This is a genomic window from Streptomyces sp. NPDC088706, from assembly GCF_044752765.1.
GTDB lineage: Bacteria > Actinomycetota > Actinomycetes > Streptomycetales > Streptomycetaceae > Streptomyces.
The window spans coordinates 157,042-177,851 of sequence record NZ_JBIVLW010000010.1 but is presented as its reverse complement, the minus strand read 5'-3'; the positions used below and the strand labels follow the sequence as shown (position 1 = coordinate 177,851).

At 71.8% G+C, this 20,810-nt stretch carries 15 protein-coding genes; 11 read left to right on the top strand and 4 right to left on the bottom strand.

Annotated elements, in window-relative coordinates:
* Positions 1 to 7 precede the first annotated feature (7 nt).
* A complete protein-coding gene (locus tag ACIQAK_RS22675; RefSeq protein WP_366390709.1) occupies positions 8 to 1,957 on the top strand; it encodes an IucA/IucC family siderophore biosynthesis protein in 1,950 nt (649 codons plus the stop codon).
* Between the two features lie 38 nt (positions 1,958 to 1,995).
* Positions 1,996 to 3,966, top strand: coding sequence for an ATP-dependent DNA helicase (locus ACIQAK_RS22670; protein ID WP_366390708.1), 1,971 nt, complete (start codon positions 1,996 to 1,998; stop codon positions 3,964 to 3,966).
* Positions 3,967 to 4,075: 109 nt separating this feature from the next.
* Here the strand turns inward: ACIQAK_RS22670 and lexA are convergent, their stop codons facing one another.
* A complete protein-coding gene (gene lexA, locus ACIQAK_RS22665) occupies positions 4,076 to 4,873 on the bottom strand; it encodes a transcriptional repressor LexA (protein WP_366390707.1) in 798 nt (265 codons plus the stop codon).
* A gap of 479 nt (positions 4,874 to 5,352) precedes the next feature.
* Between lexA and nrdR the strand changes: the two genes are divergently transcribed.
* The gene (gene nrdR, locus ACIQAK_RS22660) at positions 5,353 to 5,865 is read left to right on the top strand and encodes a transcriptional regulator NrdR (RefSeq protein WP_366390706.1); all 513 of its coding nucleotides are present in this window, start codon (positions 5,353 to 5,355) and stop codon (positions 5,863 to 5,865) included.
* A 166-nt stretch (positions 5,866 to 6,031) separates the two neighbouring features.
* Positions 6,032 to 8,929: a vitamin B12-dependent ribonucleotide reductase gene (locus ACIQAK_RS22655; RefSeq protein WP_366390705.1), complete on the top strand. Its 2,898-nt coding sequence runs from the start codon at positions 6,032 to 6,034 to the stop codon at positions 8,927 to 8,929.
* Between the two features lie 240 nt (positions 8,930 to 9,169).
* On the opposite strand, the gene ACIQAK_RS22650 is transcribed toward ACIQAK_RS22655, so the two are convergent.
* Entirely contained in the window at positions 9,170 to 9,706 is a 537-nt protein-coding gene (locus tag ACIQAK_RS22650) for a TerD family protein (protein ID WP_366390704.1), read from the bottom strand.
* Between the two features lie 228 nt (positions 9,707 to 9,934).
* Between ACIQAK_RS22650 and ACIQAK_RS22645 the strand changes: the two genes are divergently transcribed.
* From ACIQAK_RS22645 to ACIQAK_RS22620, 6 genes are all read left to right on the top strand, one after another.
* The gene (locus tag ACIQAK_RS22645) at positions 9,935 to 10,540 is read left to right on the top strand and encodes a YdbC family protein (RefSeq protein ID WP_366390703.1); all 606 of its coding nucleotides are present in this window, start codon (positions 9,935 to 9,937) and stop codon (positions 10,538 to 10,540) included.
* Positions 10,541 to 10,651: 111 nt separating this feature from the next.
* Positions 10,652 to 11,311, top strand: coding sequence for a histidine phosphatase family protein (locus tag ACIQAK_RS22640; protein WP_366390702.1), 660 nt, complete (start codon positions 10,652 to 10,654; stop codon positions 11,309 to 11,311).
* Between the two features lie 12 nt (positions 11,312 to 11,323).
* Positions 11,324 to 12,232, top strand: coding sequence for an ADP-ribosylglycohydrolase family protein (locus ACIQAK_RS22635; RefSeq protein WP_366390701.1), 909 nt, complete (start codon positions 11,324 to 11,326; stop codon positions 12,230 to 12,232).
* 199 nt (positions 12,233 to 12,431) lie between these two features.
* Positions 12,432 to 14,315 (top strand): DUF4153 domain-containing protein, encoded by a 1,884-nt coding sequence (locus ACIQAK_RS22630; protein ID WP_366390700.1) that lies wholly within the window; start codon positions 12,432 to 12,434, stop codon positions 14,313 to 14,315.
* A gap of 205 nt (positions 14,316 to 14,520) precedes the next feature.
* A complete protein-coding gene (locus ACIQAK_RS22625; protein WP_366390699.1) occupies positions 14,521 to 15,231 on the top strand; it encodes a ribonuclease HII in 711 nt (236 codons plus the stop codon).
* Between the two features lie 89 nt (positions 15,232 to 15,320).
* Complete coding sequence (locus tag ACIQAK_RS22620) at positions 15,321 to 15,932, top strand: hypothetical protein (RefSeq protein ID WP_366390754.1); 612 nt, start codon at positions 15,321 to 15,323, stop codon at positions 15,930 to 15,932.
* 75 nt (positions 15,933 to 16,007) lie between these two features.
* Here ACIQAK_RS22620 and ACIQAK_RS22615 read toward each other — a convergent pair whose 3' ends face one another.
* A complete protein-coding gene (locus ACIQAK_RS22615; RefSeq protein WP_366390698.1) occupies positions 16,008 to 16,658 on the bottom strand; it encodes a hypothetical protein in 651 nt (216 codons plus the stop codon).
* Positions 16,659 to 16,874: 216 nt separating this feature from the next.
* Entirely contained in the window at positions 16,875 to 19,046 is a 2,172-nt protein-coding gene (locus tag ACIQAK_RS22610) for a RecQ family ATP-dependent DNA helicase (protein ID WP_366390697.1), read from the bottom strand.
* 110 nt (positions 19,047 to 19,156) lie between these two features.
* Between ACIQAK_RS22610 and ACIQAK_RS22605 the strand changes: the two genes are divergently transcribed.
* A complete protein-coding gene (locus ACIQAK_RS22605; protein WP_366390696.1) occupies positions 19,157 to 20,536 on the top strand; it encodes a DUF4192 domain-containing protein in 1,380 nt (459 codons plus the stop codon).
* The last annotated feature ends 274 nt before the right edge of the window (positions 20,537 to 20,810 follow it).

Here is a 20,810-nt window from a genome sequence, read left to right as displayed (position 1 = left end):
AGTCCCCGTGCCGACATATCCCGCGAGCCATGATTCAGTCGAGCCCCACCCGCTGCTCAGCCCGCCGGAGCTGAACCGGCAGGTCTGGGACCGGGCCGCAGCGCGGCTGCTCGCCAAGATGCTCGGCGAGTTCGCGTACGAGGAGATCATCGAGCCCGTACGACAGCCCGGCGGCAGCGTGCACTCGCTGTCGCTCGACGACGGTACGCAGCTCCGCTTCTCGGCCCGCCGGGGCGTCTACGGCAGCTGGCGCGTCGACCCCGACTCCATCGAGACCGTCCACCGGCCCGCGAGCCCCCTCTCCAACGGCTCGCCCTCGCCCGACGTCTCCCCTTCGCCCAACGGCTCGCCCTCGCCCAACGGTTCGCCGTCACCCAGCGCGTCCTCCAACGGTTCGTCCGAGGTGGCCCGGCCGTTCCGCGACCCGCTGCGGTTCCTCGCCCGCGCCAGGGGACTCCTCGGACTCGACGGCGCCACCCTCGGCCACCTCATCCGCGAGGTGACCCTCACGCTCTCCGCCGACGCCCGGCTCGAGCACAGCGCCCTCACCGCGGACCAACTCGCCGACGTGGGCTACGCCGAGCTCGAAGGACACCAGACCGGCCACCCCTGGCTGGTGGCGAGCAAGGGGCGGCTCGGCTTCTCCGCCGCCGACGCGGCCCGTTTCACCCCCGAGACCCGCAGCCCCCTCCAGCTGCCGTGGATCGCGGTGAGCACCCGCATCGCGCAGTACCGGGGCGTGGGCCACCTCACCACCCCGGAGCATCTCTACGCCGAGGAGCTCGACCCCTCCGTCCGGGCCTCGTTCGCCGCCGAACTGCACGCCCGGGGGCTCGACCCCGAGGGCTATCTCTACCTCCCCGTGCACCCCTGGCAGTGGGACGAGTGGATCGTTCCGCTCTTCGCCCCCGCCATCGCCGACGGGGACATCGTGGCGCTGCGGACCGACGGTGACGCGCGCCTGCCGCAGCAGTCCGTCCGTACGTTCGCCAATGTGGCCCGCCCCGACCGGCACACGGTGAAGCTGCCGCTCTCCATCCTCAACACCCTGGTCTGGCGCGGTCTGCCGACCGAGCGGACCCTCGCGGCCCCCGCCGTCACCGCCTGGGTCCAGGGCCTGTGCGAGGGCGACCCGTTCCTGCGCGACACCTGCCGGGTCATCCTCCTCGGTGAGGTCGCCTCCGTCACGGTGGAACACCCGCTCTACGACCACCTCCCCGAAGCCCCGTACCAGTACAAGGAAATCCTCGGCGCGATCTGGCGGGAGCCGCTGCCGCCCCGCCTCGCACCCGGCGAACGCGCCCGCACGCTCGCCTCCCTCCTCCATACGGATCCGGCGGGCCGCGCGTTCACCGCCGAACTCGTCGAGCGCTCCGGCCTCGCCCCGGCCGCCTGGCTCACCCGCCTCTTCGCCGCCCTGCTGCCGCCCCTGCTGCACTTCCTCTACCGCTACGGCACGGTGTTCTCCCCGCACGGCGAGAACGCCATCGTCGTCTTCGACGAGAACGACGTACCCGTACGCCTCGCCATCAAGGACTTCGTCGACGACGTCAACGTCAGCGCCCGCCGACTGCCGGAGCACGACACCATGCCCGAGGAGGTGCGCACGGTCCTGCTCACCGAGGAGCCGTCCTTCCTCACCCAGTTCATCCACGCCGGACTCTTCGTCGGCGTCTTCCGCTATCTGTCCCCGCTCTGCGAACAGCAGCTGGGGGTGAGCGAGGACACGTTCTGGTCACTCGTCCGGGCGGAGATCGTCCGCCACCACTCCCGTTTCCCGGAGCTCGAGGAGCGGTTCGAGCTGTTCGACATGCTCACCCCCGAGATCGAACGACTCTGTCTCAACCGCAACCGACTGCACGTGGACGGTTACCGCGACCGCTCCAGCCGCCCGCACGCGGCGATCCACGGCACGGTTCCCAACCCGCTGCACCCCGCCGCCCGGATCCGGGGGTGACCATCGTTGTCAGTGGTGCGCCGTAGGGTGGTCGGGCTATGACGAAGCCATCCCTCCCCGAGCTCCTGCACGCCGCCGTCACCGCCGTCGGCGGTACGGAGCGGCCCGGCCAGGTCACCATGGCCGAGGCCGTCGCCGAGGCGGTCGACGACCAATCCCACCTGCTCGTCCAGGCCGGTACCGGCACGGGCAAGTCCCTCGGCTACCTGGTGCCCGCGCTGGCACACGGGGAGCGGGTCGTCGTGGCCACGGCCACCCTCGCCCTCCAGCGCCAGCTGGTGGAGCGGGACCTTCCGCGCACGGTGGAGGCGCTGCATCCGCTGCTGCGCCGGCGCCCGCAGTACGCGATGCTCAAGGGCCGGTCGAACTACCTGTGCCTCCACCGGCTGCACGAAGGGGTCCCGCAGGACGAGGAGGAGGGCCTCTTCGACCAGTTCGAGGCGGCGGCGCCCTCCAGCAAGCTGGGCCAGGACCTGCTGCGGATGCGGGACTGGTCGGACGACACGGAGACCGGCGACCGGGACGACCTCACGCCCGGCGTCTCGGACCGGGCCTGGGCGCAGGTCTCGGTCTCCTCGCGCGAGTGCCTGGGCGCGACGAAGTGTGCGTACGGCGCCGAGTGCTTCGCCGAGGCGGCCCGTGAGCGCGCCAAGCTCGCGGATGTGGTGGTCACCAACCACGCGCTGCTGGCGATCGACGCCATCGAGGGCGCTCCGGTGCTGCCCTCGCACGAGGTGCTGATCGTGGACGAGGCGCATGAGCTGGTCTCCCGGGTCACCGGCGTCGCCACCGGCGAGCTGACCCCGGCCCAGGTCAACCGGGCGGTCCGCCGGGCCGCGAAGCTGGTCAACGAGAAGGCCGCCGACGCCCTGCAGACCGCCGCCGAGGGGTTCGAGCGGGTGATGGAGCTGGCACTCCCGGGCCGGCTGGAGGAGGTGCCCGAAGACCTCGAATACGCGCTGATGGCGCTGCGCGACGCGGCCCGTACGGTGATCTCCGCGATGGGCGCCACCCGTGACAAGTCGGTCCAGGACGAGGACGCGGTCCGTAAGCAGGCCCTGGCCTCGGTCGAGTCGATCCACGGGGTCGCCGAGCGCATCACCCAGGGCTCGGAGTACGACGTCGTCTGGTACGAGCAGCACGACCGGTTCGGCGCCTCGGTGCGGGTGGCCCCCCTCTCCGTATCCGGGCTGCTGCGCGAGAAGCTGTTCGCCGAGCGCTCCGTGGTCCTGACCTCGGCCACGCTGAAGCTCGGCGGGGACTTCAACGGGGTGGGGGCGTCCCTGGGGCTCGCTCCCGAGGGCACCGCCGGCGACGATGTCCCGCAGTGGAAGGGGCTGGACGTCGGTTCCCCGTTCGACTACCCGAAGCAGGGCATCCTCTATGTCGCCCGTCATCTGAACACCCCCGGGCGCGAGGGGTCGCGTACGGACATGCTGGCCGAGCTGGCCGAGCTGGTGGAGGCGGCGGGCGGCCGCACGCTGGGGCTGTTCTCCTCCATGCGGGGGGCCAAGTCAGCCGCCGAGGAACTGCGGGGACGGCTGGACAAGCCGATCCTGCTCCAGGGCGAGGAGACCCTCGGCGAGCTGATCAAGAACTTCGCCGCCGACCCGGACACCTGCCTCTTCGGCACGCTCTCACTCTGGCAGGGCGTCGATGTGCCCGGGTCGAGCTGTCAGCTGGTGGTCATGGACCGGATTCCGTTCCCCCGGCCCGACGACCCGCTGATGAGCGCACGCCAGAAGGCGGTCGAGGAGGCCGGCGGCAACGGCTTCATGGCGGTGGCCGCGACGCACGCCGCACTGCTGATGGCCCAGGGTGCGGGCCGACTGGTCCGGGCCACCGGCGACAAGGGTGTCGTCGCCGTGCTCGACCCCCGGCTCGCCACCGCGCGGTACGGCAGCTATCTGCGCGCCTCACTGCCGGACTTCTGGTACACCACGGACCGCAACCAGGCGCGCCGCTCGCTCGCCGCGATCGATGCCCTGGCCACGGCGGACGGCGGGTAGGAAGGGCCGTAGCCTCACGGGCCCTGCCAGGAGACACCGCAGGGCCCCGGATCGGCGTACAGCGTCCGGGGCCCTGGAGGTGCGAGTCGAGATCGACGGCCGGCGCTCTTCACACCCGCCGCAGCACCGCCACCACCTTGCCGAGGATCGTCGCCTCGTCACCGGGGATCGGCTGGTACGCGGCGTTGTGCGGCAGCAGCCACACATGCCCGTCCTCACGGCGGAAGCGCTTGACCGTCGCCTCGCCGTCCAGCATCGCGGCGACGATGTCACCGTTCTCCGCGACCGGCTGGCGGCGCACGGTGACCCAGTCGCCGTCACAGATCGCCGCTTCGATCATCGAGTCACCGACGACCTTCAGGACGAACAGCTCGCCGTCGCCGACGAGCTGGCGCGGCAGCGGGAAGACGTCCTCGACCGACTCCTCGGCGAGGATCGGCCCACCGGCGGCGATCCGGCCCACCAGCGGGACGTAGGACGCGGCGGGCTTCCCCGTCGTGTCGGTCGGCTGGGTGCTGGGCTGGTCCGATCCGCGCACCTCGTAGGCGCGGGGCCGGTGCGGGTCCCGGCGGAGGAACCCCTTGCGCTCCAGGGCCATCAGCTGATGGGCGACGGACGAGGTGCTGGACAGGCCCACCGCCTGGCCGATCTCCCGCATGGACGGCGGGTAGCCCCGGCGCTGCACGGAGTCCCGGATGACCTCGATGACCCGCCGCTGCCGGTCCGTGAGCCCGGAGCTGTCCGCCCTGATCCCTGGCGGCCTCCCGGGCAAGGACCGCCCGGGTCGCCCGGGCTCGGGCCCGTCCGCGTTCGTGACTGAGTCATTCATGGCATGCACCGGCTCAAGTCGGCTCTGGGAGCGGTGGTCCCGGGCGGTGATGGTGGCGCTGTCTGCGGTCGTGGTCACGTCGGCCCCTCTCGAATGTTCTCCCTAGCTGGACAACGGTAGTAGCTTTCGAAAGGTTGCGCCAAACACACGTTCGAGTGAAAAACGGATAAAGGGCTGCCGAGACGCTTCCCATCGGTGTAGGAGCACGCGGCGGAAGGCGCGTACGGGGTATCCGCGGGATCCCCCGCCGGCCCGGGCCCAGTCTTTCATCCGCCTGCGCACCCCGGAGCCCCGGCGGCTCGCGGAATCCGCGATTCCCGTACCCTCGTGCCTGGCCCACGCTCCCGCCAGGCATCACAGGGGCACGACACGCGGTCCGGCCGAAATTGCGACTCAACCCTAGATCTAGTGGTTGGATCGTCCCGGCCGCCCAGAAGTTGTGGTCCTGGGTGCAACCGGTCCGGGGTCATCGCCTATGCTGGGGACTGCCTCCCAGGGGCCCGCAAGGTCCGGACGGGGAGGCTATTCAGTCGCGCTGTGAAGGAGGGTTGGGAGCCATGCACTGCCCCTTCTGCAGGCACCCCGACAGCCGGGTCGTCGACAGTCGCACCACCGACGACGGGACGTCGATCCGCCGCCGCCGCCAGTGCCCCGACTGCTCCCGCCGTTTCACCACGGTGGAGACCTGCTCGCTGATGGTCGTCAAGCGCAGCGGCGTGACCGAGCCCTTCAGTCGCACCAAGGTCATCTCCGGCGTCCGCAAGGCATGCCAGGGCCGGCCCGTCACGGAGGACGCCCTCGCCAAACTCGGCCAGCGGGTCGAGGAGGCGGTGCGTGCCACCGGCAGTGCCGAGCTGACCACCCACGACGTGGGCCTGGCCATACTCGGTCCGCTGCAGGAGCTCGACCTCGTCGCGTACCTGCGCTTCGCGTCCGTCTACCGGGCGTTCGATTCTTTGGAAGACTTCGAGGCCGCCATCGTGGAGCTGCGCGGGCAGCGGCCCACCGCTGAGGAGCGCGGGAGCGGAGAGACCCCCGAGGTCCCCGCCCCCGCCATCGCCGCCGACTGAGCGGTACCGGCCCGTCACCGTCCGGCAGCATGTCCGCCGGCCGGCGACCGGGCGATTCAAGACCTGTTCCCGTGGACCGAGGCGGCCCGCGGGACGACGGACACAACACTGTGCCTGGGAAGAACTGGGCACTTCAGGGCGTTTTTGCCCATATATGGGAGGCGGCATGACAGAGACGGCGAGCGGCCCGGCACGAGGTTCCCGCACCAAGGGCACCAAGGCGAGCAAGGGTCTGCGCATCGAGCGCATCCACACCACCCCCGGCGTGCATCCGTACGACGAGGTCACGTGGGAGCGCCGTGACGTCGTCATGACCAATTGGCGCGACGGCTCGATCAACTTCGAGCAGCGTGGCGTCGAGTTCCCCGACTTCTGGTCGGTGAACGCGGTCAACATCGTCACCAGCAAGTACTTCCGCGGCGCTGTCGGCACGCCGCAGCGCGAGACCGGTCTGAAGCAGCTGATCGACCGGATCGTGAAGACATACCGGAAGGCCGGCGAGGAGAACAGCTACTTCGCCTCTCCCGCGGACGCCGAGATCTTCGAGCACGAGCTGGCGTACGCCCTTCTGCACCAGGTCTTCAGTTTCAACTCCCCGGTCTGGTTCAACGTCGGCACGCCCCAGCCGCAGCAGGTCTCCGCCTGCTTCATCCTGGCCGTCGACGACTCCATGGAGTCGATCCTCGACTGGTACAAGGAAGAGGGCATGATCTTCAAGGGCGGCTCCGGCGCCGGCCTCAACCTCTCCCGTATCCGCTCCTCCAAGGAGCTCCTCTCCTCGGGCGGCAACGCCTCCGGCCCGGTCTCGTTCATGCGCGGCGCCGACGCGTCCGCCGGAACGATCAAGTCCGGTGGCGCCACCCGCCGTGCGGCGAAGATGGTCATCCTCGACGTCGACCACCCCGACATCGAGGCCTTCATCGAGACCAAGGTGAAGGAGGAGGAGAAGATCCGCGCCCTGCGAGACGCGGGCTTCGACATGGACCTCGGCGGCGACGACATCACGTCCGTCCAGTACCAGAACGCCAACAACTCGGTCCGCGTGAACGACGAGTTCATGAAGGCCGTGGAGGCGGGCGGCAAGTTCGGGCTGCGCGCCCGGATGACCGGCGACGTCATCGAGGAGGTCGAGGCCAAGTCCCTCTTCCGCAAGATGGCCGAGGCCGCCTGGGCCTGCGCCGACCCCGGCATCCAGTACGACGACACCATCAACGCCTGGCACACCTGCCCGGAGTCCGGCCGGATCAACGGCTCGAACCCGTGCAGCGAGTACATGCACCTGGACAACACCTCGTGCAACCTCGCCTCGCTCAACCTGATGAAGTTCCTCAAGGACGACGGCCTGGGCAACCAGTCCTTCGAGTCCGAGCGCTTCTCCAAGGTCGTCGAGCTGGTCATCACGGCGATGGACATCTCGATCTGCTTCGCGGACTTCCCCACGCAGAAGATCGGCGAGAACACCCGCGCCTACCGCCAGCTGGGCATCGGCTACGCCAACCTCGGCGCCCTCCTGATGGCGACCGGCCACGCGTACGACAGCGACGGCGGCCGCGCCCTGGCGGGCGCCATCACCTCGCTGATGACCAGCACCTCGTACAAGCGCTCCGCCGAGCTCGCCGCGGTCGTCGGCCCGTACGACGGCTACGCCCGCAACGCCGAGCCGCACCAGCGCGTCATGAAGCAGCACGCCGACGCCAACGCCACGGCCGTCCGCACCGACGACCTGGACGCCCCTGTCTGGGCGGCGGCGACGGAGGCCTGGCAGGACGTGATCCGGCTCGGAGCGAAGAACGGTTTCCGCAACGCGCAGGCCTCGGTCATCGCGCCCACCGGCACCATCGGTCTCGCGATGTCCTGCGACACCACGGGCCTGGAGCCCGACCTCGCGCTGGTCAAGTTCAAGAAGCTGGTCGGCGGCGGCTCGATGCAGATCGTCAACGGCACGGTGCCGCAGGCCCTGCGCCGCATGGGCTACCAGCCGGAGCAGATCGAGGCGATCGTCGCCCACATCGCCGACCACGGCAACGTGATCGACGCCCCGGGCCTGAAGACCGAGCACTACGAGGTCTTCGACTGCGCGATGGGCGAGCGTTCCATCTCCGCGATGGGCCACGTCCGGATGATGGCGGCCATCCAGCCGTGGATCTCCGGTGCGCTCTCCAAGACGGTGAACCTGCCCGAGAGCGCCACCGTTGAGGACGTCGAAGAGGTCTACTTCGAGGCGTGGAAGCTGGGCGTCAAGGCGCTCGCGATCTACCGCGACAACTGCAAGGTCGGCCAGCCCCTCTCCGCCAAGACCAAGGACAAGAAGAAGGAAGAGGTCACCGCGAAGGCCGAGGAGACCATCCGTACGGCGGTCGAGAAGGTCATCGAGTACCGCCCGGTCCGCAAGCGTCTGCCCAAGGGCCGTCCCGGCATCACCACCTCCTTCACCGTGGGCGGCGCCGAGGGCTACATGACCGCCAACTCCTACCCGGACGACGGTCTCGGTGAGGTCTTCCTGAAGATGTCCAAGCAGGGTTCGACCCTCGCGGGCATGATGGACGCCTTCTCCATCGCCGTCTCGGTCGGTCTGCAGTACGGCGTCCCGCTGGAGACGTACGTCTCGAAGTTCACGAACATGCGCTTCGAGCCGGCCGGTATGACGGACGACCCGGACGTGCGGATGGCGCAGTCGATCGTCGACTACATCTTCCGCCGCCTGGCGCTCGACTTCCTGCCCTTCGAGACCCGCTCCGCCCTCGGCATCCACTCCGCCGATGAGCGTCAGCGCCACCTCGACACCGGGTCGTACGAGCCGTCCTTCGAGGCGGACGGTGTGGACTCCGAGAGCCTGGCCCAGTCGGCCCCGGTGCAGCCCGAGCCCCTGAAGGCGGTGGCGGCTCCCCGCGAGTCAGCCGAGAAGCCGGCTCCGGCGACCGCCCACACCTCGGCCGAGCTGGTCGAGATGCAGCTCGGTATCAGCGCGGACGCCCCGCTCTGCTTCTCCTGCGGAACGAAGATGCAGCGGGCCGGCTCCTGCTACATCTGCGAGGGCTGCGGCTCGACCAGCGGTTGCAGCTGAGTCTGAGCACTGCTGCGGCTCGACCAGCGGTTGCAGCTGAGTCTGAGCACTGAGGAGAGGGTGCCGGCCACGGGCCGGCACCCTCTCCGGCGTCCGCAGCCGCCCCTGTCGTTCGGAGAGGCTGCCCTGCCGGGTCGGCGATGCTGCGCTGCTGCCGGGCCCGACGGTCGGACATCGGCCGGGAAGGGAAGCGGCCGCCCTCTCCTGGCACAGGCATTGGCCGGAACTGGCCGGTACCGGTCAGGCCCCGGAGTCGCGGTCGCCCATCACCGCGGCGAACGTGTCGGGATCGGCGTCGAAGCCGCGTACGTCGGCGCGGAACACCCACAGCCCCGAGCCGGTACGGGAGAACTCCGCGACGACCGCCGCCGTCGACCGGGCGACGCGCGTGAAGTCGTCTTCCAGCAGGTTCGTGTAGCCCTCGCGTATCTGCACCGCGGTGCTGCCGACCTGGCCGAAGGTCTTGCGGCCCTCGCGCTGCTGGATGGCGACGCCGACCACCACCCTGCCGTAGGTGTCCGCCAGCCGGTCCAGCTCGATGGTCATGACCTCGTCGAAGCCGAACCCCTGGCCGGTCCTGCTGTCCCGGTTCAGCGTGATGGTGCCGTCCGGCGAGCGGCTGTCGAAATGCACCAGGTAGGAGGGGCGGCCGTACGGTGCGTCCGCCGGGTAGGTCGCCGCGATGATGTCGAGGTCGTTGGCCGGGTCACCGTGCGGGCTGGGGTCCCATTTGACGCGTACTTCGACCTTCTCGATGTCCTTGTTCGGAGTGCTCACCGGACTTCCCCTCCTGGCCGACGGTCCATGGACCGTTCTCATCACCCGATCATGTACGGAACGGGCCGCGCCGCCAACTGCCCCCGGGGCGGACGACGGATTCGGGCCAGGCGCCCACGGTGGGCGGGCGGCGTCGCCACGGTGGTCATCGGGCGAGCGGAACGTCCGGTTCGGGCGGTCCGCGCACGGCCGTGACCCCTGCCATGTTCCGCGCCGTACGATGGCGCGGTGCTGGTGAAGTGGATTCGCTGTTCCGTGGTGGACCGTCATGGTTTCGAGCAGGGGCAGCGGAAGTGGGCGGGGCTGCTCGGCGAGCCGGGGTTCAGGGGGCAGAGCGGCGGGTGGAGCCGAACACGCCCCGATGTCGCCCATGTCTTCGCGTTCTGGGACAACCGCGTCTTCTACGACTCCTTCATGGCCCGCGGCCACGACCGCCCGGCGACCGGGCAGGCGGGCACCTTCCGCGACATGCAGGTCATGCTCTTCGAGCGCCGCTTCGACGTGAAGACGGGCTTCGAACCCGACTTCACGGAAGCGGATGTCGTCAGGGTCGCGCACAGCAGCGTCCACGAGGACCGGGAGGAGCACTTCGTGCTGATGCAGAAGCAGGTGTGGAACCCGGCGATGGCCGGTTCCCCCGGGATGCTGCGCGGGGTCTTCGGAGAGGCGCCCGGCCATGAGTTCCTGGTGCTCTCCATGTGGAAGTCGAGCGCCGAGCGGGGCAAGTACCGCGCCGACGGTGCCCAGCGGCTGGCGGCCCGCGCGCAGACCGAGACGGACGTGGCCGCGCTGACCGGAGACGTCGTCGACCTGGAACCCTCCTGGACGGTCTGACACCGCCCGGTGCGCCTCCCGCGAGGTCTCCGCGGACACCGCGAGGTCCCTATGGATCACCCGCACTCCATGGGGCACGCGGAATGGCCGCACACCGCCTAGGGTCGGTGCATGGCACGACCGCAGCGCATAGTCCTCGTCCGGCACGGTGAGTCCGAGGGCAACGCCGACGACACGGTGTACGAGCGGGAGCCCGACCACGCGCTCCGGCTCACCGCGACGGGCCTGCGGCAGGCCCGGGAGACCGGGGCGCTCCTGCGCGAGCAGTTCGGCGACGAACAGGTGAGCGCCTATATCTCCCCCTACCGGCGGACCCACGAGACGTTCCGGGCCTTCGGCCTCGACCCCGCCCGGGTCCGGGTCCGCGAGGAGCCCCGGCTGCGAGAGCAGGACTGGGGCAACTGGCAGGACCGGGATGACGTACGGCTCCAGAAGGCCTGTCGGGACGCGTACGGGCACTTCTTCTACCGCTTCGCCCAGGGGGAGTCCGGCGCGGACGTGTACGACCGGGTGGGCGCGTTCCTGGAGAGCCTGCACCGCAGCTTCGAGGACCCCGGCCACCCCGAGAACGTCCTGCTGGTCACCCACGGGCTGACGATGCGGCTGTTCTGCATGCGCTGGTTCCACTGGTCGGTGGCCGAGTTCGAATCGCTCTCCAACCCCGGCAACGCCGAGACTAGGACCCTGCTCCTCGGCGAGAACGGCCGCTACACCCTCGACCGGCCCTTTCAGCGCTGGCGCACCCCTGAGTCGTACGGCGTCACCGGATAGAGTGGCAGGGCGATGACCGATGATTCTGCCTCCGAGCGGCGCTTCGAACGCGCCCTGGCCAGCCTGCGCGGCCTGTCCGTGGGAGACGCCCTGGGCTCCCAGTTCTTCGTCCCGGTCAACTACCCGCTGCTCAAACGGCGCGTCCTGCCACCTGGCCCCTGGCAGTGGACCGACGACACCGAGATGGCCTCCTCGGTCCTGGCCGTGCTCGCCGCCCACGGCCGCGTCGACCAGGACGCGCTCGCCCGCTCCTTCGCCGAGCACCACGACTTCGACCGGGGTTACGGGCCCGCCGTGAACCGGCTGCTCCGGCTCGTGCGGGAGGGCGGCGACTGGCGCGAGCTGGCATCGGCGCTCTTCAAGGGGCAGGGGTCGTGGGGCAACGGTTCGGCCATGCGGATCGCCCCGCTCGGTGCCTGGTACGCGGACGACCCGGAGCAGGCCACCCATCAGGCCGAGATCTCCTCGTACACCACGCACCAGCACCGTGAGGCCGTCGTCGGCGCCATGGCCGTCGCGGCGGCCGCCTCGCTCGCCGCTGCCCCGGACGGGCCGCCGAAGCCCGAGGAGCTCCTCGACGGCGTCATCGCGCTCGTGCCCCGCAGCGCCGTCGGCGCCGGGCTGCGCAGGGCCCGGGACATGCTCGACTACCAGGACGCCGGGACGGTCGCCGCGGTCCTCGGCAACGGCCGCCGGACCAGCGCCCACGACACCGTGCCATTCGCCCTCTGGTCGGCGGCCAGGAGCCTCGGCGACTTCGAGGAGGCCTTCTGGCTGACCGCCCAGGCGGGCGGCGACGTCGACACGACCTGTGCCATCGTCGGCGGAGTCGTCGCCGCCGGTACGGCCGGGGCGCCGCCCGCCGCATGGCTGGCACAGACGGAGGAACCTCCCGGCTGGCTGGTCCCGGCGCACCCCTGACCTCCGCCGGGACGACTGTCACGGTCCTGCCACAGGCCTCACTCTGAGTGTTCACGAACACCGATCGAGGATTACTCTTTCGGCCACACCGCCTCTGTTCGATCTTCACGGTCGACCTCCGGCGGCGCGCGCCGAATGAGATGCCGGGACCACGCGCCGCCCGAGGCCGTGCGCGGGTGCCCGGTGGGGGAGGGGTCCCATGTCCGAACGAACGTCCGAGCCGCCCGAGTCGTCCGCGCCGACAGGCCCACCGGCCGACGGCTCGCCCACTCCGCAGTCGTCGACCCCGCAGTCGTCGACCCCGCGATCGCCGTCTGCGCACCAGCCGTCTCCGCCAGCGCCGTCCCGGACGCAGGCGTCCTCGGTGACGGAGACGGCCGCCCCGGCCGCCCCCCTGCCATCGGCCCCGCAGCCCGGCCCCTACACGGCCCAGGGCACCCAGCCGCCGGCCATCCCCGCGTACCTCCACGCCCAGCGGCAACGGGCCCAGGGGGCGCAGCAGCCCTGGCAGCCCGGCCGGCCCTGGCAACCGCCCGTCAAGAGCCCCGGTGCGACGGCCAAGCTCCGTCCGGCCGCACCGACGTCGATCCGGTCCGCCGTCCTCTGGTCGGTCCTGGCCACCGGCGTAATCAGCGCGTTCCTGCTCGGCGACGGCCTCGGTGTGAACCTCCTGATCGTCGCGTTGCCCGCCGCTCTGGCCGCCGCGTCGGCGGCGCGGGGGGCGGGTCGCCGGCTGCGGCCCTGGACCGCCACCTGGGCCGTCGGCGGCCTCGCCCTGCTCGCGGTGCCGGCGCTCCGCGACGCGGGCTGGCCGACCTTCCTGGCCGTCGTGTCGGCCTTCGCGCTGGGCTCGCTCGCGCTGCACGGCAGCCGGACCTGGCTCGGCGTCCTGATCGGTTCCGTGGGCACCCTGGACTCGATCGTGCCGGGCATCCGGTGGGGCTGGCGCGGGGTGCGGGAGAGGGCCGACGGCTCCCGGGGACGCTGGGGCACCGCCGTCCGTACCACGGCTGTCGCCCTCGGGCTCCTGGTGGTGTTCGGAGCGCTCTTCGCCAGCGCGGATGCCGCCTTCGCCGACCTGCTGGGCCGGCTCACCCCCGATGTGTCGATCGTCGACGGCCCGTTGCGGACGTTCCTGTTCGTGGTGGGGCTCGTGGGCGCGCTGGCCGCCGCCCGTACCGCTGCCGCACCGGTGCGCTGGGACGGGCTCACCGTGAAGCGGGGCAAGCCCCGGGGACGTACGGAGTGGGCCCTTCCGCTCATCGTCCTCGACCTGCTCTTCGCCGCGTTCATCGCCCTTCAGCTCGTCGTCCTCCTCGGCGGCTACGACAAGGTGCGCGCGGAGACCGGGCTCGACCACGCCGAGTACGCCCGCCAGGGCTTCTGGCAGCTGCTCTGGGCCACCCTGCTCACGCTCCTCGTGATCGCCCTGGCCCTGCGCTGGGCGCCGCGCGGCGGCAGCCGGGACCGGACGCTGGTACGCGCGGTGCTCGGCACCCTCTGCGTGCTCACCCTCGTGGTCGTCGCCTCGGCGCTGCGCCGCATGGACCTGTACGTCGAGGAGTACGGGTTGACCCGGCTCCGGATCTCCGTGGCCGCGATGGAACTCTGGCTCGGCGTGGTGCTCGTCCTGATCCTGGCCGCCGGGGTCTTCGGCGCCAGGTTCCTGCCCCGCGCGATCGCCGTCAGCGCCGCGGCCGCCGTACTGGCCTTCGGGCTGATCTCGCCGGACGCGGTGGTGGCCGAGCAGAACGTCCGGCGCTTCGCCGACCGCGACTCCACCGACGGCGGCTCCATCGACCTCGACTACCTCAAGGACCTCTCCGCCGACGCCGTACCGGCCCTGGACAAGCTGCCGGAACCCCAGCGCTCCTGTGCCCTGCGGGTCATCCAGCGGGAACTGTGGACCTCCGACTCCCCCTGGTACGCCACCAGCCGGGGCGAGGCGCGGGCCGAGGAGATCCTCCGCAAGCGCCCCGCGACCACCGACCGCCGCCCCTGCTACGGGCTGGGTACGGACGGCGTACGGGAGGGCGAGCGGGACGGCTACGAGCAGGACCACGACGAGTACGACCCGTACTGATCCCACGCCGGCCCCCTGCCCCGGTCCCGGGCTCCGCCGGCCGGATCCCGCCGCCCGTCCCAGGCCGCCGGCCGGAGTCCGGTCTCCGTGTCGGGTTCCGTCGGCCGGATCCCGTGACCCGTCCCGGGTCCGTCGGCCGAATCTCGGTCTGCACGGTGCCCCGGGGTGTTGCTGCCGTCGCTCTCGGCGTACGCTGGCTGGCGCCATGCCGTACGAACCACCCACGCACACCGTCGAGCGCTCGCTTCGCGCTACCACCGGTGCCAGGACCGTTGCCGGTGTCGACGAGGTCGGACGCGGGGCGTGGGCCGGGCCCGTCACCGTGTGTGCTGCGGTCACCGGTCTGCGCCGGCCGCCCGAAGGCCTCACCGATTCCAAGCTGTTGACGCCCCGGCGGCGTGCCGAGCTCGCGCCTCTGCTGGAGAGCTGGGTCACCGCCCATGCCCTGGGTCACGCCACTGCGCAGGAGATCGACGACCTCGGCATGACCGCCGCGCTCCGGCTCGCCGCCGTACGCGCCCTGGAAGGGCTGCCGGTGCGGCCCGACGCGGTGATACTCGACGGCAAGCACGACTACCTGGGCGTCCCCTGGAAGGTCCGTACGGTCATCAAGGGGGACCAGTCCTGCATCGCGGTGGCGGCCGCCTCGGTCATCGCCAAGGTGCACCGCGACCGGATGATGGCCGAACTGGGCGGGGAGTCCGAGCAGTACACAGACTTCGCCTTCGGTGCCAACGCGGGATATCCCTCGCCCGTGCACCGGGCCGCACTGGAGGAGCGGGGGCCCACGCCCCACCACCGCCTCTCCTGGGCCTACCTGGACGCGCTGCCCAGGTGGCAGCACCTGAAGAAGGTCCGGTTCTCCGCCGATGCGGCCGCACTCGAAAGCGGGGGCCAGCTCGGCTTCGAATTCTGACCGCGCGCAGGCGCCCCTCCAGCGACGCCGACCCACCACGTCGGCCCACGACAGACCACCTTCCTGTCTCTCTTCCCCAGGAGCCCCAGATTCACGAGAGTGCCCAGGGTCCCCGCGTAGCTCCGGCCGCCGGCCGTACCGCGCCGACCCCCCGTCCCGTACCCGGCCCGCGTTCCGCGGCCACACCGCGTCCCGGCCGTCCGATCCCCGGCCCCGCGCGCCCCAAGCCTCCGGCACAGCGCGCACATCCCGCACCGGGACCCGCGCCCGCCGCGCCCAAGGGCGTTGCGAGCCGCCCGGAGAATCGTTCCGTGCCGCAGCTCCAGCTGATCCCGGCCCCGGCCGGGGGAGCCCTCGACGCGGCCGAGGAGGCGGTCGACCTGCTGCTGGACTCCGGCCGCGCACCCGGCGACATCCTGGTGCTCACCACCGGGGAGCAGCACCCGTGGGCCACCCACGAGCTGTCCTTCGGCGAAGCCGCCTATTGGGCCCAGCAGGACGCGGGCGACGACGTCTTCTTCGCGGACGCCTCCGCCGTCGACCGGGCCAAGCCCCGGCCGGTGGTCGTCGTGGCGGTCAACGGCGACATTGATGGCACCGTCGCCCGTGCGCTGCCCCTCGCGCGTGACCGTGCCGACGTGCTGCTGATCGTCTGCGGAGACCCGCAGACGATCAACTCCGCACTCGGCGCGGGCGTCTGAACCGTCCGACCGGAGTCCCGGCCGTCCGCGCGGGCGGCCGGGACTCCGGTCGGGTGGATGCTCGGCGTCGTCCGCTCAGCGGGCGGCCGAGCGGCGCAGGGCCTCCGCCGCCCCACCACCGGTCCGCGTCAGAGCGGGCTGCTGTTCGGCGACGGCGTCGGCCAGCGGGGCCGGCTCCGACAGGGAGCTGGGCCGCCGCCCGCCCCGCCCTTCGCCGAGCACCTGCCAACCCCCGCCGGTCAGTGTGATGTACGCGCCGCACCGCAGCCCGTGCAGGGTGCACGCGTCCCGCAGGCCCCACATCCACGCCCCGTCCTCCTCGGTCCACCGTTCGTCGCCGTCGCGGCAGTAGAGCAGCACGGCTGTCCGCACCGGGGTCCGGCGGCGCAGATCGTGCGGAATCACCCGCCGCAGATGCGCGAGCAGGGCGTTACGGAAGTCCCAGCCGTCCGCCGCCACCGTGTCCCGGCGCGTGAACGAGGCGCTCGCCGTGAGCCGTTCCTCGTGATCGAGGACCGCGACCACGGCCGTGGCGGGCGTCGGCCGGTGCCGCGAGTGCAGCCCGCTGACGACCTCCCGCGGGCTGCGCAGCAGCGGTATGCCCGCCGAGGCCCACTCGGCGGGTTCGAGCATCCGGGCAAGGCGGTTGACGGAGTCCGCGCCACCTGGTGGGGTCGAGAACGCCGAGATCGAAGTGGCTGCGGACGGGGCGAATCCGAAGGTCATGGTCCTCCCTTCGCTACGCGCCCATGGTGCGGGCAGGGTCGAGTGAGGGCGCGCCGCGGCACAGCCCTTCCGGGCCCGACGAGAACTGTGCGGGGAGCGGTCCCAATTCTTCCTGGCGTATCGGCAGGCGGCAACGAGCAATTGGCACGGCTGACGGGAATCGGCCGGAATGACACTGATATCCCTGCCCAGCCCCGGTCCGGACGACGCCTCCCCTCACCCCTGAACCGCGAGGACCAGCGGACACACCCCCTGAGCTCCGGCCCGCCGCAGCAGCCGCGCGGCGACGGCCAGCGTCCAGCCGGTGTCGGACAGGTCGTCGACGAGCAGGACCGGCCCGTCGGTGGACTTCAGCGCCTGTGCCAGCTCCGGCCCGACGACGAGGGCTTCGTGCAGGGCCCGTACCCGCTGCGCGCTGTTGGTCTGCGACATCGGCAGATCCTCGGTGCCCGGCGCGTACGTCACGGTCCCGAGCAGCGGCATCCGGCCGATCTCGGCGATGCGTTGCCCGAGGGACCCCACCAGCCGCGGTCGGCGGCGCGAGGCGACGGTGACCACACCGACCGGCCGGGGAGCGGCGTCGGGTGCGCCGGACGCCCAGCCGCCGGGGCCCTTCGCCCAGTCCGTGAGAACGGTGACCACGGCGTCCGTGACATCGTCCGGCACCGGTGCGTCCGGTGCCTGCGCCGCCAGCATGGGGCGCAGCCGATTGCCCCACCCGATGTCGGAGAGGCGGCCCAGCGCCCGGCCGGTGGAGGAGAGTTCACCGGCGGGGATGCGTCCCTTGAGGTCGACGCCGACCGCGGACAGCCCGGTGGGCCACATCTTGCGGGGGGCCACCTCCACACCCGGCCGGCCCAGCTCGTCGCGGGCGCCGTCCAGGGCGGCGGTGGAGACCTTGTCGTCGAAGCGGGCGCCGGCGCAGTTGTCACAGCGTCCGCAGGCGGTCGCCTGCTCGTCGTCCAGCCGCAGCCGCAGGAACTCCATCCGGCACGCCGTCGTGGTGGCGTAGTCCCGCATGGCCTGCTGCTCGGCCGCGCGCTGCCGGGCGACCCAGGCATAGCGCTCGGAGTCGTACACCCACGGCTCTCCGGTGGAGATCCAGCCGCCCTTGACCCGCTTCACCGCACCGTCGACGTCCAGCACCTTGAGCATCGTCTCCAGGCGGGTCCGCCGAAGGTCGACCAGGGGTTCCAGCGCCGGCAGGGAGAGCGGCCGCTCCGAGTGGGCCAGGACCTCCAGGGTGCGGCGCACCTGCTCCTCGGGCGGGAAGGCGACCGAGGCGAAGTACTGCCAGATCGCCTCGTCCTCCTTGCCGGGGAGCAGCAGCACCTCGGCGTGCTCGACGCCGCGCCCCGCTCGCCCGACCTGCTGGTAGTACGCGATGGGGGAGGAGGGTGAGCCCAGGTGCACGACGAAGCCGAGGTCGGGTTTGTCGAATCCCATGCCCAGCGCGGAGGTGGCGACCAGTGCCTTGACGCGGTTGGCCAGCAGGTCGTCCTCCGCCTGCTGGCGGTCCGCGTTCTCGGTCCGCCCGGTGTAGGAGGTGACCGGATGACCGTTCTGGCGCAGGTAGGCCGTGACCTCCTCGGCCGCCGCGACCGTCAGCGTATAGATGATCCCGGAACCGGGAAGCTCCCCCAGGTGGTCGCCCAGCCAGGCCAGCCGGTGCGCCGCGTCGGTCAGCCGGAGCACGCCGAGGCTCAGGCTCTCCCGGTCCAGCGGACCGCGCAGGACCAGCGCGTCCGTGCCCGCGCCCGTGCCCAGCTGTTCCGCGACGTCCGCCGTCACGCGCGCGTTCGCCGTGGCGGTGGTGGCCAGCACCGGCACACCGGCGGGCAGATCGGCGAGCATGGTCCTCAGCCGTCGGTAGTCCGGCCGGAAGTCGTGCCCCCAGTCGGAGATGCAGTGCGCCTCGTCGACCACCAGGAGGCCTGTCGCGGCGGCCAGCCGGGGCAGCACCTGATCCCGGAAATCGGGGTTGTTCAGCCGCTCGGGGCTGACCAGCAGGACGTCGACCTCACCGGCCGCCACCTCCTGCTGGACGCTCTCCCACTCCTCCGTGTTGGACGAATTGATCGTGCGGGCGCTGATCCCCGCCCGCGCGGCCGCCGCGACCTGGTTGCGCATCAGCGCCAGCAGCGGCGAGACGATCACGGTCGGGCCGCTGCCCTGCGCGCGCAGCAGCGAGGTCGCCACGAAATAGACCGCGGACTTGCCCCACCCGGTGCGCTGCACGACCAGCGCCCGGCGTTTGTCGGCGACCAGGGCTTCGATCGCCAGCCACTGGTCCTCGCGCAACCGGGCCTCACCCGTGGCATCCCCGACCAGGCGGGCGAGGACGGAGTCGGCCGAAGCCCTGAGTGCTGCACGGTCTGCGTTGGTCATCCCCCCATGCAACCCGATCACGACCACAAACCGCGAACGCCGGCGCGAGCCTGTGGATAACGTTATCCACAGGGGTCGCGGGATCCGGCGGACCGCGGGACCGTCGAGCCATGAACAAGCACCACGAATCCACCGGCCCGGCCGACGGTCAGCAGATCACCCTGCGCGGCCCCGCCGAACTGGCCGATGCCCTGCCGTATCTGATGGGCTTCCACCCCGACGACAGCGTCGTCATGGTGGCCCTGCACGGTGGCCGAGGCCGGTTCGGCGGTCGGCTCCGGCTCGGAATTCCGCCGGCGCCCGGCGAATGGGGGCCGGTCGCCGATCAGTTGGCGGAGAGCCTGATCTCGGGGAGCGAGCGCCGTGACGGGCGCCCCGACGGGATCGTGATCTTCCTCTGCCAGGACTCGCCGGACGGCGGGAGCGGCCGCTTGACCATGGAGCGCCTGCGCCCGTTCGCCCAGAGCCTGCGCACGGCGTGCGGAGCGCTCGACGTGCCCGTGCTCGAAGCGCTCTGCATCTCGGACGGCCGCTACTGGTCCTACTGCTGCCCCGACGGCCGGTGCTGCCCGACCGACGGAAAACCCCTGGCCATGCCCGGTACGACGGTGATGGCCGCAGCCGCCGCGTACGCGGGGATCCAGGTGCGGGGCACGCTGCGCGACCTGGAGGCGCGGCTCGCTCCCTGGCAGACGCCGGACGAGGCCTCCGCGCAGCTGCGGGCGCTGGACCGGGCCGCGCCGTCGCTGGTTCCCCGCATCCTCGACGAACGGGCGAAGGCCGGGGTGACGAAGGAGACCCTGGCGCTCGCGCACACCCTCATGGGCCGCCTCGGCAGGACGCGACCCGCTCCGGAAGCCGTCTCCGACTTCGGGGACGACCAGCTGATCAGCGATGACGAGGCCGCCGCCGTCATCCTCGGACTCCAGGACCGGGAGACACGTGACAAGGCCGCCGCCTGGATGGAAGGCCCGGACGGCCACCGCGCGCTGAGGCTGTGGCGAACGCTCGCCCGCCGCTGCGTCGGACCGTACGGCGAGCACGCGGCGGCTCCGCTCACCCTCGCCGGCTGGGTCTCCTGGTCCACCGGCGACGAGCCCGGCGCACGGGTCGCGCTGGCCATGGCGCTCCGCGCGGATCCGGAGTACACCTTCGCGCAGTTGCTGCACCGGGCGTGCAACGAGGGGCTGGACCCGGAGACGTTGCGCCGCTGCCTGCGCGGTGACGGCGAAGCGCCCCAGGGGGCGGTCCCGAGCGCCGATGGCGGCGGGTCGGCGGGCGAGGCCGGGGCCACCGGAGGGCCCGCCCTCCATGTCCGCCGAGTACGGCCGTCGGCGAACCGGGAGCGGCGGCGGGGGAGCGGCCGCCGGGTGACGCAGACCGGCGGGAGGACGCCGGTGCCTAGCCCCGCGCGGCCCAGGACGTCGGGCGGCCGCCGGATGCGGGACCTCCGGCGCTACGGCCGACGGGGCACCGGAATCCGCCGCTGAGGGTGGTGGGGCCGACAGCGCGCCGGGCCGGGCTCCGCTGTTGAGGGCGAGGGCGAGGGCGAGGGCGAGGGGGAGGGGTGGTGCGCTGGGCCGGGCTCCGCCGTTGAGGGTGAGGGGGACGGGTGTGCGGTGGGCCGGGCTCCGCCGCTGGGGGCATGGGGGCCGGCAGCGCGGTCAGCCGGTGGGCCGACACCCGCCCGACGGCACCGCCCGACGAGGACCGGTTAGACGCGTGCGGTCGGCTCCGGTCACGCGCATTCGCTGATCACCGAAG

Coding starts and splice junctions, on each gene's coding strand:
- ACIQAK_RS22625 (WP_366390699.1), top strand. CDS start 14,521: ATGCCGTACGAACCACCCACGCACACCGTCGAGCGCTCGCTTCGCGCT.
- ACIQAK_RS22615 (WP_366390698.1), bottom strand. CDS start 16,658: ATGACCTTCGGATTCGCCCCGTCCGCAGCCACTTCGATCTCGGCGTTC.
- nrdR (WP_366390706.1), top strand. CDS start 5,353: ATGCACTGCCCCTTCTGCAGGCACCCCGACAGCCGGGTCGTCGACAGT.
- ACIQAK_RS22630 (WP_366390700.1), top strand. CDS start 12,432: ATGTCCGAACGAACGTCCGAGCCGCCCGAGTCGTCCGCGCCGACAGGC.
- ACIQAK_RS22605 (WP_366390696.1), top strand. CDS start 19,157: ATGAACAAGCACCACGAATCCACCGGCCCGGCCGACGGTCAGCAGATC.
- ACIQAK_RS22610 (WP_366390697.1), bottom strand. CDS start 19,046: ATGACCAACGCAGACCGTGCAGCACTCAGGGCTTCGGCCGACTCCGTC.
- ACIQAK_RS22670 (WP_366390708.1), top strand. CDS start 1,996: ATGACGAAGCCATCCCTCCCCGAGCTCCTGCACGCCGCCGTCACCGCC.
- ACIQAK_RS22655 (WP_366390705.1), top strand. CDS start 6,032: ATGACAGAGACGGCGAGCGGCCCGGCACGAGGTTCCCGCACCAAGGGC.
- ACIQAK_RS22640 (WP_366390702.1), top strand. CDS start 10,652: ATGGCACGACCGCAGCGCATAGTCCTCGTCCGGCACGGTGAGTCCGAG.
- ACIQAK_RS22635 (WP_366390701.1), top strand. CDS start 11,324: ATGACCGATGATTCTGCCTCCGAGCGGCGCTTCGAACGCGCCCTGGCC.